Source organism: Aedoeadaptatus ivorii (genome assembly GCF_900638585.1).
In the GTDB taxonomy this organism is placed as follows: Bacteria; Bacillota; Clostridia; order Tissierellales; family Peptoniphilaceae; genus Aedoeadaptatus; species Aedoeadaptatus ivorii.
Genome location: NZ_LR134523.1, coordinates 309877 through 327829 on the forward strand (window position 1 = coordinate 309877; position 17953 = coordinate 327829).

Genomic DNA, 17953 nt, shown 5'->3' on the forward strand with positions numbered 1-17953 from the left:
ATGGCTATTATAGAAAAGGGCGACGGCGGGCACAAGTCGCCGCAGAAAGAAAGGAACGAGAAATATGTATCAGTATAAAGCCGCCGGCGGGGAGATCTTTGCCTATCGTCGGCGGGGGACGGGAAGGGCGATTCTTCTGCTCCACGGAAACCGCGCCTCGTCGGGTGCCATGGAACCGCTCGCCGCGCCGCTTTCGGCATATGGGGCGGTCTATGTGCCTGATATGCCTGGCTTCGGCGAAAGTACCTACAATCACCGCCTGCGCCGCGTGGAGGACTACGGGGCGATGATGGCGGAATTTCTCGCGGCAAAAGAACTGGAGGATGTCGTGGTGGTAGGCTGGTCCTTCGGCGGCGCCGTGGCGATGGAACTCGCCAAACAAAGCGAACGCGTAAGCGCTCTGGTGCTCCTTTCCGCCGTCGGCGTGGGCGGGGTGACCCTACCGGGACTTCGGGGCGAGGCGCAGAAGTATGCCCATCTGCCGCGGCAAGAGGCGAAGCGGATGCGAATCGAGGAGATGCTCGGCACCTATCTCTTTCACGGCGAGCTCCCCCGGGCGTATCTCCACTTGTTGGAAGAGGCGCTGAAGCAAAAAAACCCGCTGGACATCTACCGGGCGCTTCGGCGCTATCGATGCACGGCGCCGCGGGATCTGCCGGCACTCATCATCCACGGCAAGGGCGATCGGGTGATTCCCGTATCGGACGCCATGGCCACGGCGGCGGCCTATCCCCGCAGCGAGTTGCTCTTGTTGGAAGGGGGGCATTTTCTGCTCTACAACCAGCGCGATGCGGTGCTTCGCGCCATCGTGGATTTTCTCGCCGCGCACCCGAAAAAAGCACCGTAAGCCGAAGTGGCCCCGGTGCTATCGATTGTATATGCGGGGATCGAATCGGCGCTGGGCCTTGGCGATGCCGTAGCCGATCAGAATGCCGCACATATTCAAGATCCAGTCGTCGATGTCGGCGCTTCGGCCCACGAAGTACTGCAGGGTTTCGATCGCCAAAAACGCCGCTCCATAGAGAGAAAGGCAGGATAGGAGGCCGCGGAATCGCCGAAACAGAATGGGCGTGGCAAAGCCCAAGGGGATGGCGATCAGGACATTGCCCCATACATTCAAAAAGAAACCCTGAAAGCTCGCGTAGTCGCGAAAGGAGCGCATGGTGGCAAAGGGCACCAGATTGATGCGCCAATCCTCTGTCGCGGTGTCGATGCCCAAAGTGACGCCGCCGTTTTCGAGATTGGTATTGGCGATCAAGAGAAAAAACAGAATCCATAGGCAATAGGTGGAAAAGGCCAAGAGCAATCGCTCCCGCTTGCGATTGCTCTTTTTTTTGTATTTGCCGAAACACTGGGCGCGTAGAAAGGAAAAGGACAAGAAGGATACGAGCACAATGATCGGCGTCATTTTACAGATGTATCGGATCAAACAAACCGCCCCGGATCCAAATTTTCGAGGTCTTTGACGGTCTCGTCGGAATGGGCCAAGACATCGTCCCAATGGGGTTGGTTGTGTTCGTCCCATACGCCTACGGTATAAAAGCCCGCCTCTTTCGCCGAACGCAGCGCATAGGGAGCGTCGTCGAAAAAGACGATGTCCTCGGGCGCGACCTCGAGCCGTTCGGCCAAGGTGTCGAAATAGCGGCGGTCGCTTTTTTGGAGCCCCACGGAATCGCAGGTCTGAATAAAGGCGAAGTACTTTTTCAAATCGAAGCGGGTGAGCGCCGGGGCGAGAAGCGCTTCGTTGGTCGCCGTGGCGAGAACGGTGGGAACGAGGCGCGCCGACTTTTCGACCAGCGCCGCCGCACCGGGCTTTAAGAGCAGCGTCTCGCTATAGCCCAAGTAGAGGATGGAACTCATCTCTTCGTAGATGGCGGGCACGGCGTCTTCGAACTGGAAGTATTCCTTAAAGAACTTCGACGATTGCGATAGGCTCATGGTCGAGATGGTCTGATCGATCTCGTCGGTATAGGTAAGCCCCCGGGATTCGATGAAGTTGCGGCCCAAGTGGCGCCACAGACCCATGGAATCGATCAGGGTGCCGTCGAAATCGAAAGCGATGGCTTTTTTCATAGCGGACTCCTTCTAACTGCGGCAGATGGCTTCGAGCGCCATCAGCATATTCAACAGATCCCGGGCGGTGTCGAGGCTGGCGTTGATCCGATAGCCGTCTAAGCGTATGATGCCGGGGATCATCTCCGCCTTGTCGGCGTGGAGGGTGGAATTCATTTCGATGGTGAGATTGTAGGGCGGCGGCAAATCGCCCCGGGGCATTTCGGCGAAGTCCTTGGCGAGGACTTCGCGCACTTTGCTCCGGATCTCGGTCTCGACCACCTGAAAATTGCGGTGCAGTACCGCGTCGTGGGCGAGGCTTTCTTTGGTGATGACGTATTCGACATAGGGCATATAGCCTTCGAGAATCAGTTGATTATACAATCCCTTGTCGCCGATCACCAGTCCCACGGGGATGTCTTTTTCCCTGGCGTAAAAAGTGTTGATCATCGCCTCGGAGCACTTGATGCCGTTGATGGTGACGCGGTGAAAATCGGTGGAGTAGCTGTGGTCCATATTGGCCATATGCTGGCCGCCACCGGCGTGGTAGCCCAAAAAGATCACCAGGTCGTGGTCGGAAAGCCCCGTCATCATATATTCCCGTCGGGGGTAGCCGCTGATCAGTTCGATGCGGGGATCCAAGGCGCTTAAGGCGAGGTAGTCGAGGTTTTTGCCTTCCCCGTGGCTGTCGGCGACGGTGATGGCGGTGATCGCATCGTTTTGGGGGCTTTCCTGAATGCCTTTTATCAGCGCCTGAAAGTGGGCGTCGATGGCGGCGAGGTAGCGGGTGCGCTGTTTGAACTCGTCGGAAAACTTGTCGACGCCGGCGATGCCCTCCATATCAAAGGAGATGTATATTTTCATAGCCGTTCCTTTCCGTGTTACTATAAGAGAAAAGACGATCGAAAAGAGGTGTTTGCATGAACGAACAATGGATGCGCGAAGCCTTAAAAGAAGCGCGGCGTGCCTACGAAAAGAACGAAGTGCCCATTGGCTGTGTGGTGGTCTCGGATGGCGAGATCGCAGGCCGGGGGCACAATCTTTCACAAGGGCGCAAAAATCCCCTTTTGCACGCAGAAATAATCGCCCTCGATGCCGCCGCAAAAAGCGGAAAACTGCGCCGCGGCGAGGCGGATTTGTATGTCACAGTGGAGCCTTGCCCCATGTGTATGGGGGCGATCTTAAACGCCCGCATTCGCCGCTTGTATATCGGCGCGGACAATCCTCGCTTCGGCGCCGCGGGTTCGGTGGTGGATCTGTCGGCATATCGCGCCTTTAATCACAGCGTGATCGTAGAGCGGGGGCTTTTGAAAGCGGAATGCGGCGCATTGATGCGCGATTTTTTTGAAACGCTCCGAGCGGACTAGCAGCGCCTTCCGTCGGCCTCGTCGAGCTCTTCTTGGGTAAGGCCACGCACGATCGAAAACGGGCTTCCCGATGCCACCGCGCGGGAGGGAACTTTGGCGGTGTCGTTTAAGACGGTCTTCGCCTCGACGATGGAATAATCGCCCACATAGACCTCATGTCCCGTCATGACCTCGTCTTTTACGGTGGCATAGGCGCCGATTTGGCTGCCGCGAATGCGCGCGTGTTCGCCGATATGGGCGTAGGCGCCTATTTTTGTGGTCGCGCCCGCAGCGCCCAGAATCTCCGTGCCCTTTTCGATATGCGCGCCGCCTTCGATGAAGACCGCGCCTTCGGTGGCGTCGATGGTGACGTGTTCGTCGAGGACGGCGCTCTCGTCGATCTTTGCATCGCCTTTAATGGTTATGGATTCGCTGTACTGTTTCATAATGTACCTCGTTTCGGGTATATTTCTTCCGGGAGGAAGATATATGGATATTCGAACGGTATTGTACGCAATCAGACACCGGGCGGCGGGCTATCTGCGGGGCATGGCCCTCGGGGCGCTCGCCACCTGGGTCGTTCTTATGATCGGTCTGTATTTGCTGCGCGTGCCCTACTGGGGACTCATCGCCTTCGGGATCACGCTGGTGGATTTGGTGCCGGTGATCGGCGCGGGGATCGTCCTCGTGCCCTGGGGATTTATCGCCCTTTTGTCGGGAGAGGCTAGACTCGCCTTGGGTTTGGGGATCCTCTTCGGCCTCTGCTTTTTAATTCAAGAGGTGCTGGTTCCCCTTTGGATCGGAAAGAGCGTGTCGCTCCATCCGCTCGCGAGCCTCGGGATTCTCGTCGCCGCGACCGTGCTTTTCGGGCCCTGGGGCGCGCTGATCGGCCCGGTGGCGACGGTGATCCTTTCCGCCTACCGAGATATGCGCGCCGAGCGGGTTGCGGGTAAAAAAATACCTCGTGAGGAAGAAGAGGATTCTGTGCGCTCGCAAGGTGAAGGGAAAGATCAATAATTGTGAAAATAGATGTCGAGTATCAACGCCGCGGCGAAATACGCCTCTAACGGAAGCGCATCGCTCAGGATGTGGATGTAGTATTCCTTGCCGCCGATCACGGGTCTGCCGGTGATGGTGGCGAGTTTTTGTTCGTCGTACTCGATAAAAAATTCCCGCGCGCGGACAAAGCCCACCAGATCGAACTTCTTTCGGTTATACCAAAAGCTGATGTCGGGCATACTGAAGCGCTCTTTATCCTCTTCGAATACGATGCGTCCCTTTCCGTACACCATCGTAAAACCGCGGCTTCCGAACGGGGCGGCGGTTTTTTTGTGGAGGGAAAAGAGTTCGTTTCCTTCGGCATCGATTAGTGATAAAGTATAGGGTATAATAGGGACTTCACGGAGCAGGACGTCGAAATTGTCCTTGGCTTCTTCCGTGGCGTTGGTGAGTATCGGCAGTCCTTCTTCGTCGAAGAAGGTGTACTGCATCGATACGGGCGGGGCCGTGGTGGCCCGTAACGTGCATCGAATCATAGCGTCACATCCTTATCATTTATTGTACTATAAACGGACGAGAAAACAAGAATTGAAGTAGGGAGGAATCATGGAGAAAATCCTCGAAAGAATCAACGAATTGGCGAGAGAGGCAAAAGATCGCCCGCTCACCGAAGAAGAACTCGCGGAACGGGATGCGCTCCGCAAGGAATACTTGAAAATCTTTCGGTCGGGCTTTCGCCAAACCCTGTTAAATACAAAGGTCGTAGACGACGAGGGCAGAGACGTCACGCCGCAAAAACTCAAGGACGCGCAGGTAGAGGAGAGAAAAGAGGAGAAATAGATGCGGGCACTGATCGCGGGCGCCGGCAAACTGGGCATGCGCCTGGCGCGGGCACTGGCGGAAGAAGATGTGGAGATCACGGTACTGGACAGCGATTCCCGGGTGATCCGAAAGGTGAACAACGAACTCGACGTGCTCACGATTACGGGAAATGCGCTGGATTTTAATATCTTGCGCGAGTTGAATATCGAGGACTACGACCTGATTATCGGCACCGTCACCAGCGACGAGTCCAATGTGCTGATCACCAGCATCGCCAAAAAACTCGGCTGCAAGCGGGCCGTGGCGCGCATCCGCAACCCCGAGTACCACTCCCAAATTCGCCTCATTAAGGAAGAACTCGATATCGACCACGTCATCAATCCCGAGCGGGCGGCGGCCGCCGCCATCGAGAAGTATCTGCTAAAGAAGTATTCGCTGATGAGTGACGAATTCGCCGGCGGGCAGGTAAAGCTCGTGGAATTTAATATCGGCACCGAATCGGAATTTGTGCATCGCCGCCTGATGGACCTCGACTATTTCGGGGATCTGTTGATCGCGGCGGTCTCTCGGCGGGGCTATACCTTTATCCCCGACGGAGGCACGCGCCTCGAGAGAAACGACGTGATTCTCGTGATCGGCGCCCGAAAGGACATCGACGAATTCGACCGCAAGTATTCCAAGGTGCAGGCGGTAAAACCCACCCGTAGCGTGATGATACTGGGCGGCGGAAAAATCGGCGATTATTTGACGAGCCTATTGCTCAAGGACCATATCGACGTATTGGTGATCGAGCGGGATTTCGAACGGGCATCGGCGCTGAAGGAGCGCCATCCCGAGGCGGTGGTGATCCACGGCGACGGCACGGACTTTAATCTGCTGGAAGAGGAACTGATCCGTTCCTACGACGCCTTTGTCGGCGCCACGGGCATCGACGAGACCAATATCTTAATGGCGCTCTCTATGAAAGAAGAGGGAATGGCGAAATCGGTGGCGAAAATTTCCCGCGTCAACTTTATGAATGTGTTGGACAAGCTGAATTTAGACGCCACCTTTAATCCCAGCTTTATCACCGCCGCGTTGATCCTCAAGTTGATCCGCGGAAAAGACGCCGTGGCGGTCCATTTGATGTACGACGGCGACGCCGAGATCGCAGAGATTCAGCTCGCCGACGACCTCGATATTTTCGACATTCCCCTGGCGGAACTCGAACTGCCCAAGGGCGTTTTGATCGCCGCCGTGGTGCGAGACCGAAAAGTGATGATTCCCCGGGGGCAGACGGCGCTTCGGCGCGGAGACCGCATTATCGTCTTTTGTATGCACGAGAACGTCTCTGCCATGAAAGAAATGTTTTATAAGACGAAGAAGGGAGGATGGCTGCATGAACTACGCCGCCGCATTTAATGTAATTGGCACCCTCCTCTTGATCGAAAGCGGATTTATGTTGCCTCCCCTGATCTATGCGCGCGTCCATGGAGAGGGGAGTTTTTTCGGCTTTCTGATGACGGCGGCGCTCCTCGCCGTACTGGGGTTGCTCCTGCGCGCCATCCCGAAGCGCAGGGAAAGGATCCGCGGAAAAGACGGGCTCTTTATCGTGGTATGCGGCTGGGTATTGGCCTCGATCTTCGGGGCGATCCCCTTGGTACTGGGCGGGGCGACGCCGAACTATATAGACGCCTTGTTCGAGACGGTGTCGGGCTTTACCACCACCGGCGCATCGGTGATTGCGGACATCGAATCGGTGGATAAGAGCCTCGTCCTCTGGCGCAGTATGACCCACTGGATCGGCGGCATGGGGATTTTGGTCTTTACCCTGGCGCTTTTGCCCCGGGCGGGCAACAACGGCTTTCGCATCTTTAAGGCGGAGACGCCGGGGCCCGTGGCGGGGAAGGTAGAACCCAGAATGCGCGATACGGCACTCGCCCTGTATAAGATTTATATCTCGATCACCTTGCTGCTCTTTGTGCTCTTATGGGCGCTGGGGATGAACGCCTTTGACGCCGTGATCCACACCCTGGGGGTGGTGGGCACGGGCGGGTTTTCCTCCCATGCCAATTCGATTGGCAATTACGACCTCAATTCGCCCATTATCTTCGTCATGGGGATTTTTATGCTCGTATGCGGCACGAACTTCAGCCTCTATTCCCGGGCGATGCACGGCAAGGTGCGCGATATTTTTCACGACGAAGAGTACCGCTTTTACTTAAAGATCGTCGCCATCGCCGTGGTCTGTATTACCGCAAATTTGGTGATAGACCGGGGCATGCGCCCGTTTTACGGGTTTCGCGACGCTTTTTTTCAGGTGAGCAGCATTATTTCCACCTCGGGATTCGCATCGGTGGACTTCGACCTGTGGCCGGGGTTTTCCAAGAGTATACTGCTTACGCTGTTTTTCTTCGGCTCTTGCGCGGGTTCCACCGCCGGGGGTATAAAGATGATCCGGATTCTCGTGCTGTGGAAGATTATGAAGCGCGAAATCTTTAAGAGCGTACACCCCGAGGCGGTGATGCCGATCCGGATCAACGGCAAGGTGCTGGAAGATCGGATCGTAACGGGGATCGTCGCCTTTGTCTGTGTCTACTTCGTGCTCTTGGTGGCGGGTACCGCCCTGGTAAGCCTCTCGGGCGTCGATTACGAGACGGCGCTTTCGGGGACGCTCACCTGTCTTTCGAATGTGGGGCCGGGTTTTCGGCTGTTGGGGCCGAGCAATACCTTTGTCGCCTTCGGACCGCAATATAAACTGTTGTTTGCCTGCCTGATGCTCTTGGGCAGATTGGAATTTTTCACCGTACTCGCCCTGATCGCACCGGATCGGGGCCGGCATTTCAGAGAGTAGGAGGAGCCATGGACATTGTCGTTATCGGAAGCGGCGCCGGCGCATCTTTGCTCGTTCGGGGTTTGCGAAGAGAAGCGCACAAAGCCCAGTGGATTTTGCGCGAAGGCGGAGACAAACGCCTCGCGTGGGAACTGGGCGCCGTGCGCTATACAGAAGACGAGGCGTTTTTTGACGAGGGTATCCTCGGCGTGGACGCGGTTGTTGTGGCGGACACATCGCCTTCTGCCGCGGTGCTCGCCGCCGCCATGGCAAAAAAAGGCGCGGCCGTGTATTTTGTAAGCTACGACGATCGCTTGAGTCGGCTGTTGGCGGCCGAGCCGGTTCAATTCGGCATACGCCGCATCTTCGATTACGGGGAGATCCTCGGCAAGCGCCTTTTTCGCTTTTACTATGAAGAAGAGGGCATGCAGACCGAAGTGTTCGACCAATTCGGCTCCGCGCTGATCAAGGTGCGCGTGGAAAAAGGCGATGTGTTTTGCGGCCGCCGGGTGCGCAATATCGGCGCGCTGGAAGATTTGGTACTGGTGACGGTCAACCGCGGCGGGCGGGTTTTGATGGCGAAGGGCGACACCGCGCTCGAAGAGGGCGATCTGGTACGCATCATCGGAAAAGTCGAAGCCGTAGACCGCTTTCGGCGCCGATACGGCGTCGCGGTACCGAGGCCGGAACGCGACGGCGACCGCCGATTTATCGTCTTCGGAGAAGGTGCCAAGGCGAGGGCGGCACAACGGGCGCTCGTGCGTGCCGGTGCCGACGTGGTTACCTGGGGCGGGGCGCAGACGAGCGGGGCGGGCCGTCCGTTTCTTCGGGATCTTTCGGTCACCGACGCCATGGAAGATATGGAGGTCGAACGCGCCGACGGCTTTGTCGCCGCCTCGGAGGACGACGGCATGAACTTTCTCACCGTTGCCGCCGCCCGAGACCGCGGCCAGCGGCACTGCGCCATGTGTATGTGCGATACGCGCCTGATGAAGGTCGCCGATCGCACGCAAGCCGAGGGCATTTTTTCGGCGGATCTGCTCCTCGCCCGGGAGATCAAAAAGGCGCTCTTGGGACCGGGGGACCTTTCGCTCCACCTCTTTCCCGGCAATCTCGAAATCTATGAGATCGTCCTTAAGGAGGGGGCGCAGGCGGCGGGAAAGCGGATCGACGAACTCTCGCTGTCGCGGGGCTTTTTGATCGGCGGGCTGATGCGAAAGGGCGAGAGCGTGACGCCCAAGGGGTATACGGCTCTCGAAGCGGGCGACCGCTTGTTGATCTTTCTCTTGCCCGAGAGCGACTGGGATCTCAGAAAATTTATTCCACAGAGGAGTGTCGGCAGCATGATTACGGAACTGTTTTCTTTATAGGAGGCGCTATGATTTTCGGAAACGATTGGGATATTTATCTAAAAGACGAAATGGAAAAACCCTATTACCGCGACCTGCGGCGCCTCTTGGCGGAAGAATACCGAAATTTTACCGTCTATCCGCCGGCAAAAGACGTGTTTCGCGCCATGAAGCTCACCCCCTTTGCCGACACCAAGGTCGTGCTCTTGGGGCAGGACCCCTATCACGGGCCGGGACAGGCACAGGGCCTTTCGTTTTCTGTGGACCGCAATATGCCCTTGCCGCCGTCTTTGAAAAATATCTACAAGGAACTCGAAGACGATACGGGGATTTGCCGCAAAGAGGGCGATCTCACCGACTGGGCAAAGCAGGGCGTACTGCTGTTGAACACGACCCTCACCGTGCGGCACAAACAACCCATGAGCCACGCAAAGATCGGCTGGGAGCTCTTTACCGACCGGGTGATCCGCCTCGTCGGCGAAAAGGAGGATCCCGTGGTATTTCTGCTCTGGGGCGGCCACGCCCGGAGCAAGAAGAAGCTGATCGAACGCAAAAACCACCTCGTCATCGAATCGCCTCACCCGTCGCCGCTATCGGCGTATCGGGGATTTTTCGGCAGCCGTTGCTTTTCCCGCACCAACGATTTTTTAACGGCGGAGGGGGAAGAGCCCATAGATTGGAGCGAACATGTTCTTTAATGTAAAAGAGACCGCCATACAAATCGGCGAAATTCCCGCCGTATATATCGCACCCGAGGACGAAAAAGACATTCTCCTCCTCTATTATCACGGGTGGGCCTCCTCGGTAGAATCGTCCCGCTTCCGGGCGAGCATTTGGGCCGCGGCGGGCTACCCGGTGCTTCTGATCGAGGAGCTGATCCACGGCGAGCGGGGCAGCATCGACTATGAAAACAGCCTGGAGCGCCTGCCGGAAGTTCTGATCCGAAACATCGAGGAATTCGACGAGGTACTCGCCTACGTTCAGAAAAACTTTCCCCACAAGCGGCTCTTTCTCTGCGGGCACTCCATGGGCGCATTTACGGCGTTGGGCCTTTTGTATCGCGAGGAGATCGAGGGCGCAATCGCCATGAACGGCATGGGCGATTGGGACGTGATGAAGTGCCATCCCTACAAAGAAAAAATCGAGGCGTACGAGCCCCTCGCCCGGGTCGAGGAGCACGCGGACAAGGCGGTGCTCTTGTTAAACGGGGAGTTGGACGATACGGTGGATCCGGAACTCGAGAAAAACTACTACGAGGCCCTAAAGCGCGTACACAATTACGAAAAACCCCTATATATGGAAATCATGGAAATGACCTCCCATGTGGTGACGACCAATATGATGGAAATCACCCTGCGCTTTCTCGAAGACCTCTAGAGCGCCTGCGCTTTATGGTATAATCAGAGTTTGAGGAGGAGTCCATGGAAACAAAAGTTTTACACATCACCGACGCAGAGGACGCCGAAGCCATCGAAGAGGCGGCGGATTTTCTGCGCCGGGGAGAACTGGTAATTTTTCCCACCGAGACCGTTTACGGACTGGGCGCCGACGGTCTCAACCCCGAAGCGGCGGAGAAGATTTTTGCCGCCAAGGGCAGACCCAAGGACAACCCGCTGATTTTGCACATTGCGGAGGCGGATCAGGTATTGGATCTGGTCACCCATATTCCGCCCAAGGCGAAGGACTGCATGGATATGTTCTGGCCCGGGCCGCTCACCTTGATCTTCGAGCGATCCGACGCGGTTCCCGATGCCATTACCGCCGGGGGAGATACGGTGGCGATTCGCATGCCTTCGCATCCCATCGCGCACGCCATTCTAAAGGCGGCGAAGATCCCGGTGGCGGCGCCCAGTGCCAATACAAGCGGCAGACCCTCGCCCACGCGCCTTTCCCATGTATGGGAAGATATGCGCGGCAAGGTTCCCCTGATCGTCGATTCGGGTGATGCGGCGGTGGGGATCGAGTCCACCGTATTGGACGTAACCGTGGACCCGCCGATGATCTACCGACCCGGCGGTGTAACCAAGGAAGACTTGGAGGCGATTATCGGCGAAGTGGCGATCGACGAAACGGCGATCGACGCCGAAAATGGCGGCATTCCCAAAAGCCCCGGCCAGAAGTACCGCCACTACGCGCCCCGCGGCGAAGCGACCCTCTTTGCGGGAAGCCTCGCCAATATCGCCAAGGAGATCAACCGAAGGCTTTCCGAGGCGGAGGGCGTGCGAACGGCGGTGCTCGCCACCACCGAGACCGTCGATCTCTATGAAGGGGCGGATCTTTTGATCGATATGGGCAGCCGCGAAGATCTGGAATCGGTCGCCCACAATTTATTTGACAATCTGCGGCGCTGCGACGAAGAGGAGATCGAGCGAATCTTCGTCGAGGGCTTTGAATTTCGCGGCCTGGGGGTGGGCATTATGAACCGCCTCCTAAAGGCCTGCGGTGGAAAGGTAGTATTGGGACTATGAAAGTACTCTATATATGTACGGGAAACACCTGCAGAAGCCCCATGGCGAAACTCCTCGCCGAGGTGGAGGCGGACAAAAAAGGCATCGCCTTAAGCGCCCGTTCCCGCGGCATGGCCGCCCACGAGGGCGACGCGCTGAGCATGGGGGCGCTGAAAGTTTTGGCGGAAGAGGGGATCGACGGATCCTTTCACCGGGCGAAGACCGTAACCGACGAAGACATCGAATGGGCGGATGTGATTTATGCCATGACCCATACCATGGCGGAAAACCTCAAGCGGGGCTGGCCCCAAGCGGCGGATAAGATTCGTCCCTTTGCCGAGATCGACATCGTCGATCCCTTCGGCGGCTCTTTGGAGATCTACCGCCGCGCCAAAGATAGGATCAAAGAAACCATCGAAGAAAATATGAAGGGAGAAGCCGAATGAAGATCGCCATGGGCGCCGACCACGCCGGCTACCGAAGAAAAGAAGCGTTAAAAGAATACCTGCAGGACCTGGGGCACGAAATCACCGACGTAGGCACCGATTCCACCGATCGGGTGGATTACCCCGCATTCGGAAAAAAGGCGGCAGAACTCGTGGCAGAGGGAAGTTGCGAAAAGGGCATCGTCATCTGCGGCAGCGGCATTGGCATCGGCATCGCCGCCAACAAAGTGCGCGGCGTGCGCTGTGCAATGGTCTCCGAGCCCTATAGCGCAAAACTCGCCCGTCGGCATAACGACGCCAATATGATCGCCATGGGCGCGCGCACCATCGGCGGCGATATGACCCGAGAAATCGCGCGGGCGTTTTTGGAAGAGGAATTCGAAGGCGGCCGCCACAGCGCGAGAGTCGAACAACTGGAGGACGGCGCATGGGAAAAGTAACGGTAACCGAACACCCCTTAATTCAGCACAAGCTCACCCTGATCCGCGATGTGGACACCGCGAGCAAGGACTTTCGCGATCTCTTAACCGAGATCACCATGCTGATGGGCTACGAACTCACCCGCGATTTCCCCTTGCAGGACAAACAGATCGAAACCCCCATGGGCCCCATGATCGGCAAAGAGATCGCCGGCAAAAAGCCCGTCATCGTACCCGTCTTGCGGGCTGGGCTCGGCATGGTAGACGGGCTCTTGCGACTAATCCCTGGCGCCCGCGTGGGCCATATCGGCCTCTATCGGGACCCCGAAACCCTGCTGCCCGTGGAATATTACTGTAAGCTGCCGAAGGACATCGAGGATAGAGACATCATCATCGTCGATCCCATGCTCGCCACCGGGGGCTCCCTCGCCGCCGCCGTCGACTTCGTGAAACAGCGCGGCGCAAAATCCGTCCGCGCCCTCTGCCTGTTGGGCGCACCGGAGGGGATCGAGACATTTCGCGCGGCGCATCCCGACGTAGATTTGTATCTTTCCTGTATAGACGAGAAGCTCGACGACAACGCCTATATAGTGCCCGGACTGGGTGATGCGGGAGATCGAATCTTCGGAACGAAGTAGCGGGTGTTTTATGCAAGCAATTCAACTGTCATTTATCGTCTGCGTGGCGGCGAGTTTGATCCTGACCCCCGTCGTGCGCAAATGGGCCATGAAAGTCGGCCTCTACGACATCCCCAAAGACGAACGGCGCGTACACAAAATGCCCATCCCCGTAAGCGGGGGACTGGCGATCTTTTTTGCCGTAGTGGCGGGCGTGCTCTTGTTTTTGCCGCTGGATCGCGCCAATATCGCGTATCTGATCGGCGCCGCCGTGGTCGCCTTTACGGGGCTTTACGACGACAAATTCGATATGAGCCCCAAGGCGAAGTTTTTGTTTCAGATTCTGGCGGGCTTGATCCTGGTGCTAGGCGGCGTGCGGATCGAGTTCTTTACCAATCCCTTTTACGGGGAAGATCTGCTGATCAATCTGGATTTCCTCGCGATTCCCATCACCGTATTTTGGGTCGTGGGGATCACCAATACCATCAATCTGATCGACGGATTGGACGGGCTCGCCTGCGGCATTAGCGGCATCGCATCCATCAGCCTGATGTTTGTCGCCTACCGCTTCGACCAAAAAGAGATGGCGGTACTCGCGGCGATCCTCGCGGGGTCCTGCCTGGGCTTTTTGCCCTATAACTTCAACCCCGCCAAGATCTTTATGGGCGATACCGGGGCGCTGTTTTTGGGCTTTACCCTGAGCTATTTGAGCATACAGGGCGTGATGAAATCCATCGCATTAATTACGATCTTTATTCCCGTATTGATCCTGGGCGTGCCCGTATTCGACACGACCTTTGCCATGATCCGCAGAAAACTTTCGGGCAAGAGCATCGCCGAAGCCGACAGGGGCCATTTGCACCACCGATTGCTCAATCGGGGACTCAATCAAAAGCAGACCGTGGGGAGTCTATACGGCATCAGCATCCTGTTCGGCATTGTCGGCAATCTCGTAAGCAATATGCACGAGAAAAACGGCCTGATTACCGCCATCATCATTATCGCCCTGGTGGGCATCCTCGCCCTGTTTTTGGGACTGTTACATGAGAGAGGGGAAGAAAATTGAAAGTACTGTCCGTATTCGGAACGCGTCCGGAGGCCATCAAGATGGCGCCGGTGGTATTGGAACTGAAGAAGAGAAAAGACGTGGAATCCTACGTCGCCGTCACCGGCCAGCATCGGGAGATGTTGGATCAGGTGCTCGCCATCTTCGGCATCGAGCCGGACTTCGACCTGGACATCTTTACGCCGGGCCAAAGCCTTACCGATATAGCCGTGCGTTCCCTGCGGGGTCTGGAGACCGTATTCGAAGAACTCCGCCCCGATGTGCTCCTGGTGCAAGGGGACACCTCGACGGTCTTTGCCGCGGCGCTTTCCGCCTTTTACCACGGGGTGGAGGTCGGACACGTAGAGGCAGGGCTCCGGAGCCACAATCTGTATTCCCCCTATCCCGAAGAGGCGAACCGAAAGCTCACCGGCGTCCTGGCAAACTACCACTTTGCGCCCACCGAGGCGAATCGCAAAAACCTTCTCGCCGAAGGCTATAAAGAGGAAAATATTTTTATCACCGGCAACACCGTAATCGACGCCCTGGCCTATGCCGAGCGCGAGGACTTCGTCTTCGACGAGGCGGAACTGAACGATATCGACTTCGAAGAGAAGCGGGTCATCCTCTTGACCTGCCACCGCAGAGAAAACCTGGGTACCCCAATGGTGCGCATATTTAGCGCCATTCGCCGCATCGTCGAGGAAAACGACGACGTGGAAGTGGTCTTTCCCGTACACCTAAACCCCAAAGTGCGGGAAGTCGCCGAGGAAATCTTCGGCGATCTTGCGCGGGTGCACCGCATCGAGCCCATGGAGTATTTGCCCTTCTCGAATCTGATGATGCGGGCGCATTTGGTCGTCACCGACAGCGGTGGCATTCAAGAGGAAGCGCCCCACTTCGGCGTGCCCGTACTGGTGGTGCGCGAAGAGACCGAACGGTGGGAAGGGGTCGAGTCGGGTACCGCCAAACTCGTGGGCACCGAAGAAGAAGACGTCTATCGCGCCGTTAAAACCCTATTGGAAGAAAAAGGGGAATACGACAAGATGGCGCGCGCCATCAACCCCTACGGAGATGGGCACGCCGCCGGGCGCATTGTAGATATTATCGTGGGAGAACAATAAGGAGAACGACTTGAAAATACAGACAAGAGCGGCGCTGATCCTCCTCTCGGCGCTTATTCTTTCGGCGGCGGCACCGGCGCCGGTACAACCCGAAGCGCAACTGCCGGATCCGGCCGCCGTCTTGGCGGAGCCCAGGGATCAGGACGAGCACATTCATACCGAAAAACTCGGCGCCGTCCCCATGACCGCGACCGAAAAAAAGGCGTATGACGTCGCCAACGCCAAGCCGACGGAAGCGCTGCTCAACAGCTATATCACCGGCGACTATCGCACCGGCACCGTCTATACCCAGCACAACGCGGATCAACCCGTGGGGCTCGCTTCCACCACCAAATTGATGACCGTCTTCGTCGCAATGGATGCGGCGGATCGGGGCGAGATTTCCCTCAAAGACCCTGTCACCATCGACGATGCAGTCGCCTCTATGCACGGCTCTACATATAAAATGAAGGCGGGGGAGGTCTATACCGTTGAAGAGCTGATCCACGCCGGCATGATCGTTTCGGGAAACGACGCCATGGTCGCGCTCTCCAAACACGTCGCGGGGAGCGAAGAGGCCTTTGTTTCCCGTATGAATCAAAAGGCGAAGGAACTGTGCCTTACCCACGCCCACTTTATCAACTGCCATGGCCTGACCGATTACGAAAAAAATGACTACAATCGCGCCACCGCCCGGGAGATGTTTCAGCTGAGCCGCGAACTCTTAAAAAAATATCCGACCATACTGGACGCGACCCGGCGTGTGAAACTCGAGGAGCCCGATCGGGAGTTTCGGGCTTATAACACCAATCCCATTTTGGGTATCGTCGACGGCATCGACGGCTTAAAGACAGGATACACCGGCATCGCCGGGCGCTGCTTTATCGCCACCGGCGTCGAAAAAGCCATGGGCAGAAATCTCGAAAACCGCTTTATCGCCGTCTGCATGGGCGCTCGAAACGATATGGATCGCTACGTCGCCGCCCGCCGACTCTCAGAAGACGCCATGGAGCGCCATCATCTCCGCGTCCTCTCCTACAAAGGGGAAGAAGTGGCGGAACTCGTCCTCGAAAACGCCTCGCCCCGTAGAAGCCCCGTCTACGCCAAAGACGAAATTACGCGCCTCGTCGCAAACGACGAAATCAAGCGCATGATCGACTACTACGACATCGACATTCCCCACAAAAAAGAGGCCCCCGTCGGGCGCATGCGCTTCATACGCGGCGGCAAAGAAATCGCCCGCACCGACCTTTTCGTCAAAGAAGACATCAAAAAACCCAACCCCATCCTGCGCTACCGGGACATGATGACCGAGATCTTTATCGCCATCGAAAAGGCTTCTTGACATTATTTTTCTATGTTGTTAAAATAGAAAAATATGGACCCGTAGTTCAGCTGGATAGAATGTTGCCCTCCGAAGGCAAAGATCGTTGGTTCGAATCCAATCGGGTCCGCCATTTAAATAATACTTTATGCACATAGCTATAAGTATTGCAAACGCAGGGTTTGCAAGTTCATCTCATAAAGGAATCTTTTCTACTTTTCGGGCTCTTATGTACCTATAACTTTTGAGTTGGGAAGGACCAAGAAATAATGAAGTTCCTTTTAAGTTGATGACTTGTAGACCCGTTTTTTTGTTAGAAAAGAACTACTGCGATATGATCATTGTCAGAGCCTATACTAGATTATCTCATATAGAAAGAACAAATTTGACTATGTTTAACCGCGTGATAGAATAAAAGTCGGCTGTTTACTGTCTTTTATTCATTCTTACATAGGTAGGTATATCTTTGATCGAGATCAAAAATTTAAAAAAATCATATAACGCCAGTATTATCCTTGAAGATGTTAACCTAAAGGTGCCTTCGGGGGATTTTTTTGGTTTGATTGGAAACAGTGGATCCGGAAAATCAACGCTCCTGCGGTGTATAAATGGATTAGAGGATATTGATTCTGGGGAAATTTGGATTGATGATGTCAATGTATGCGAACTGAAAGAAAATGAGATTCAGAGGTTGCGAAAAGACATTGGCATGGTATTTCAGGGTTTCTCGTTGATGCGGCGTCTGACTGTATCCGAGAATATCGCCCTGCCCCTTAGGGTCTGGAGATATGAGAAATCAGAGATTGATCATAGGGTAGAGCACCTTCTCGAACTCGTAAATTTAAAAGACAAGGGAGACTTTTTTCCCGGACAGCTATCTGGGGGCCAGAAACAACGTGTGGCTATTGCTAGAGCGTTGGCATTACAGTCCTCGATTTTGTTGTGTGACGAGCCTACTTCAGCATTGGATCCCGCCAATGAGGCATCAATTTTGCGTTTGCTAGTGGAACTGAATCGCTCTTTGGGCATTACCATAGTGATTGTTTCGCACCAAATGGATGTAATTAGAGCAGTATGTGATTCATTTACAGTTGTTAAAGATGGCTCAGTCAGTCCGCCTTTACCCGTCTGCGAATTGGACTCTGTGGAATTTTCATAACCGAGAGGTGTGC

At 56.0% G+C, this 17953-nt stretch carries 22 protein-coding genes and 1 tRNA gene; 18 read left to right on the forward strand and 5 right to left on the reverse strand.

Translation table 11 applies throughout. The features are described from left to right. The first annotated feature begins 64 nt into the window (after positions 1-64). Positions 65-847, forward strand: a complete 783-nt coding sequence (locus EL294_RS01470; protein WP_126464766.1) for an alpha/beta fold hydrolase — start codon at positions 65-67, stop codon at positions 845-847. An 18-nt stretch (positions 848-865) separates the two neighbouring features. On the opposite strand, the gene EL294_RS01475 is transcribed toward EL294_RS01470, so the two are convergent. The 3 genes from EL294_RS01475 to EL294_RS01485 are packed head-to-tail and all read right to left on the reverse strand — an operon-like array spanning position 866 to position 2916. Continuing rightward, on the reverse strand, positions 866-1429 hold the full coding sequence (locus EL294_RS01475; protein WP_164715173.1) for a VanZ family protein: 564 nt from the start codon (positions 1427-1429) through the stop codon (positions 866-868). After that, positions 1426-2073: an HAD family hydrolase gene (locus EL294_RS01480; RefSeq protein WP_126464768.1), complete on the reverse strand. Its 648-nt coding sequence runs from the start codon at positions 2071-2073 to the stop codon at positions 1426-1428. Before EL294_RS01480 ends, EL294_RS01475 begins: the two co-directional genes overlap by 4 nt. A gap of 12 nt (positions 2074-2085) precedes the next feature. After that, on the reverse strand, positions 2086-2916 hold the full coding sequence (locus tag EL294_RS01485) for a M55 family metallopeptidase (RefSeq protein ID WP_126464769.1): 831 nt from the start codon (positions 2914-2916) through the stop codon (positions 2086-2088). 56 nt (positions 2917-2972) lie between these two features. Here EL294_RS01485 and EL294_RS01490 point away from each other — a divergent pair, with 56 nt between their 5' ends. After that, the gene (locus EL294_RS01490; RefSeq protein ID WP_197721096.1) at positions 2973-3419 is read left to right on the forward strand and encodes a nucleoside deaminase; all 447 of its coding nucleotides are present in this window, start codon (positions 2973-2975) and stop codon (positions 3417-3419) included. On the opposite strand, the gene EL294_RS01495 is transcribed toward EL294_RS01490, so the two are convergent. Continuing rightward, complete coding sequence (locus EL294_RS01495) at positions 3416-3844, reverse strand: hypothetical protein (RefSeq protein ID WP_126464770.1); 429 nt, start codon at positions 3842-3844, stop codon at positions 3416-3418. The two genes, EL294_RS01490 and EL294_RS01495, sit on opposite strands and share 4 nt — an antisense overlap. A gap of 43 nt (positions 3845-3887) precedes the next feature. On the opposite strand from EL294_RS01495, the gene EL294_RS01500 reads away from it, so the two are divergent. Continuing rightward, positions 3888-4415 carry an AI-2E family transporter gene (locus EL294_RS01500; protein WP_164715174.1) on the forward strand — a complete coding sequence of 176 codons (528 nt, stop codon included), beginning with the start codon at positions 3888-3890 and terminating at the stop codon, positions 4413-4415. Here EL294_RS01500 and EL294_RS01505 read toward each other — a convergent pair. Further along, on the reverse strand, positions 4409-4933 hold the full coding sequence (locus EL294_RS01505) for a hypothetical protein (protein WP_126464772.1): 525 nt from the start codon (positions 4931-4933) through the stop codon (positions 4409-4411). The genes EL294_RS01500 and EL294_RS01505 overlap by 7 nt on opposite strands. Before the next feature lie 70 nt (positions 4934-5003). Between EL294_RS01505 and EL294_RS01510 the strand changes: the two genes are divergently transcribed. The 15 genes from EL294_RS01510 (at position 5004) to EL294_RS01580 (ending at position 17940) form a co-directional block, all read left to right on the forward strand. Beyond that, on the forward strand, positions 5004-5237 hold the full coding sequence (locus EL294_RS01510; RefSeq protein WP_126464773.1) for a DUF896 domain-containing protein: 234 nt from the start codon (positions 5004-5006) through the stop codon (positions 5235-5237). Continuing rightward, positions 5238-6620: a Trk system potassium transporter TrkA gene (gene trkA, locus EL294_RS01515; protein WP_126464774.1), complete on the forward strand. Its 1383-nt coding sequence runs from the start codon at positions 5238-5240 to the stop codon at positions 6618-6620. Further along, positions 6598-8052 (forward strand): TrkH family potassium uptake protein, encoded by a 1455-nt coding sequence (locus tag EL294_RS01520; RefSeq protein ID WP_126464775.1) that lies wholly within the window; start codon positions 6598-6600, stop codon positions 8050-8052. Before trkA ends, EL294_RS01520 begins: the two co-directional genes overlap by 23 nt. Positions 8053-8060: 8 nt before the next feature. After that, positions 8061-9401 carry a TrkA C-terminal domain-containing protein gene (locus EL294_RS01525; RefSeq protein ID WP_126464776.1) on the forward strand — a complete coding sequence of 447 codons (1341 nt, stop codon included), beginning with the start codon at positions 8061-8063 and terminating at the stop codon, positions 9399-9401. A gap of 8 nt (positions 9402-9409) precedes the next feature. Continuing rightward, complete coding sequence (locus EL294_RS01530; protein WP_126464777.1) at positions 9410-10078, forward strand: uracil-DNA glycosylase; 669 nt, start codon at positions 9410-9412, stop codon at positions 10076-10078. Continuing rightward, positions 10068-10757 (forward strand): alpha/beta hydrolase family protein, encoded by a 690-nt coding sequence (locus tag EL294_RS01535; protein WP_126464778.1) that lies wholly within the window; start codon positions 10068-10070, stop codon positions 10755-10757. The genes EL294_RS01530 and EL294_RS01535 overlap by 11 nt, the downstream gene beginning before the upstream one ends. 44 nt (positions 10758-10801) lie before the next feature. Then, a complete protein-coding gene (locus tag EL294_RS01540; protein ID WP_126464779.1) occupies positions 10802-11848 on the forward strand; it encodes an L-threonylcarbamoyladenylate synthase in 1047 nt (348 codons plus the stop codon). Then, positions 11845-12273, forward strand: coding sequence for an arsenate reductase/protein-tyrosine-phosphatase family protein (locus tag EL294_RS01545; protein ID WP_126464780.1), 429 nt, complete (start codon positions 11845-11847; stop codon positions 12271-12273). The genes EL294_RS01540 and EL294_RS01545 overlap by 4 nt, the downstream gene beginning before the upstream one ends. Next, complete coding sequence (gene rpiB / locus EL294_RS01550) at positions 12270-12713, forward strand: ribose 5-phosphate isomerase B (protein WP_126464781.1); 444 nt, start codon at positions 12270-12272, stop codon at positions 12711-12713. Before EL294_RS01545 ends, rpiB begins: the two co-directional genes overlap by 4 nt. Beyond that, the gene (gene upp, locus EL294_RS01555; protein ID WP_126464782.1) at positions 12701-13330 is read left to right on the forward strand and encodes a uracil phosphoribosyltransferase; all 630 of its coding nucleotides are present in this window, start codon (positions 12701-12703) and stop codon (positions 13328-13330) included. The genes rpiB and upp overlap by 13 nt, the downstream gene beginning before the upstream one ends. A gap of 10 nt (positions 13331-13340) precedes the next feature. Further along, the gene (locus EL294_RS01560) at positions 13341-14375 is read left to right on the forward strand and encodes an MraY family glycosyltransferase (RefSeq protein WP_126464783.1); all 1035 of its coding nucleotides are present in this window, start codon (positions 13341-13343) and stop codon (positions 14373-14375) included. Next, entirely contained in the window at positions 14372-15478 is a 1107-nt protein-coding gene (gene wecB / locus EL294_RS01565) for a non-hydrolyzing UDP-N-acetylglucosamine 2-epimerase (protein WP_126464784.1), read from the forward strand. Before EL294_RS01560 ends, wecB begins: the two co-directional genes overlap by 4 nt. 10 nt (positions 15479-15488) lie before the next feature. Beyond that, complete coding sequence (locus tag EL294_RS01570; protein ID WP_126464785.1) at positions 15489-16802, forward strand: D-alanyl-D-alanine carboxypeptidase family protein; 1314 nt, start codon at positions 15489-15491, stop codon at positions 16800-16802. 35 nt (positions 16803-16837) lie between these two features. Then, positions 16838-16914, forward strand: a tRNA-Arg gene (locus tag EL294_RS01575). A gap of 333 nt (positions 16915-17247) precedes the next feature. Then, positions 17248-17940 (forward strand): methionine ABC transporter ATP-binding protein, encoded by a 693-nt coding sequence (locus tag EL294_RS01580; RefSeq protein WP_164715175.1) that lies wholly within the window; start codon positions 17248-17250, stop codon positions 17938-17940. The last annotated feature ends 13 nt before the right edge of the window (positions 17941-17953 follow it).

Excerpts from the sequence above, each read along its gene's own strand:
- EL294_RS01470 (WP_126464766.1), top strand. The coding sequence starts at position 65 with ATGTATCAGTATAAAGCCGCCGGCGGGGAGATCTTTGCCTATCGTCGG.
- EL294_RS01480 (WP_126464768.1), bottom strand. The coding sequence starts at position 2,073 with ATGAAAAAAGCCATCGCTTTCGATTTCGACGGCACCCTGATCGATTCC.
- EL294_RS01485 (WP_126464769.1), bottom strand. The coding sequence starts at position 2,916 with ATGAAAATATACATCTCCTTTGATATGGAGGGCATCGCCGGCGTCGAC.
- EL294_RS01490 (WP_197721096.1), top strand. The coding sequence starts at position 2,973 with ATGAACGAACAATGGATGCGCGAAGCCTTAAAAGAAGCGCGGCGTGCC.
- EL294_RS01495 (WP_126464770.1), bottom strand. The coding sequence starts at position 3,844 with ATGAAACAGTACAGCGAATCCATAACCATTAAAGGCGATGCAAAGATC.
- EL294_RS01500 (WP_164715174.1), top strand. The coding sequence starts at position 3,888 with ATGGATATTCGAACGGTATTGTACGCAATCAGACACCGGGCGGCGGGC.
- EL294_RS01505 (WP_126464772.1), bottom strand. The coding sequence starts at position 4,933 with ATGATTCGATGCACGTTACGGGCCACCACGGCCCCGCCCGTATCGATG.
- EL294_RS01510 (WP_126464773.1), top strand. The coding sequence starts at position 5,004 with ATGGAGAAAATCCTCGAAAGAATCAACGAATTGGCGAGAGAGGCAAAA.
- trkA (WP_126464774.1), top strand. The coding sequence starts at position 5,238 with ATGCGGGCACTGATCGCGGGCGCCGGCAAACTGGGCATGCGCCTGGCG.
- EL294_RS01520 (WP_126464775.1), top strand. The coding sequence starts at position 6,598 with ATGAACTACGCCGCCGCATTTAATGTAATTGGCACCCTCCTCTTGATC.
- EL294_RS01525 (WP_126464776.1), top strand. The coding sequence starts at position 8,061 with ATGGACATTGTCGTTATCGGAAGCGGCGCCGGCGCATCTTTGCTCGTT.
- EL294_RS01530 (WP_126464777.1), top strand. The coding sequence starts at position 9,410 with ATGATTTTCGGAAACGATTGGGATATTTATCTAAAAGACGAAATGGAA.
- EL294_RS01535 (WP_126464778.1), top strand. The coding sequence starts at position 10,068 with ATGTTCTTTAATGTAAAAGAGACCGCCATACAAATCGGCGAAATTCCC.
- EL294_RS01540 (WP_126464779.1), top strand. The coding sequence starts at position 10,802 with ATGGAAACAAAAGTTTTACACATCACCGACGCAGAGGACGCCGAAGCC.
- EL294_RS01545 (WP_126464780.1), top strand. The coding sequence starts at position 11,845 with ATGAAAGTACTCTATATATGTACGGGAAACACCTGCAGAAGCCCCATG.
- rpiB (WP_126464781.1), top strand. The coding sequence starts at position 12,270 with ATGAAGATCGCCATGGGCGCCGACCACGCCGGCTACCGAAGAAAAGAA.
- upp (WP_126464782.1), top strand. The coding sequence starts at position 12,701 with ATGGGAAAAGTAACGGTAACCGAACACCCCTTAATTCAGCACAAGCTC.
- EL294_RS01560 (WP_126464783.1), top strand. The coding sequence starts at position 13,341 with ATGCAAGCAATTCAACTGTCATTTATCGTCTGCGTGGCGGCGAGTTTG.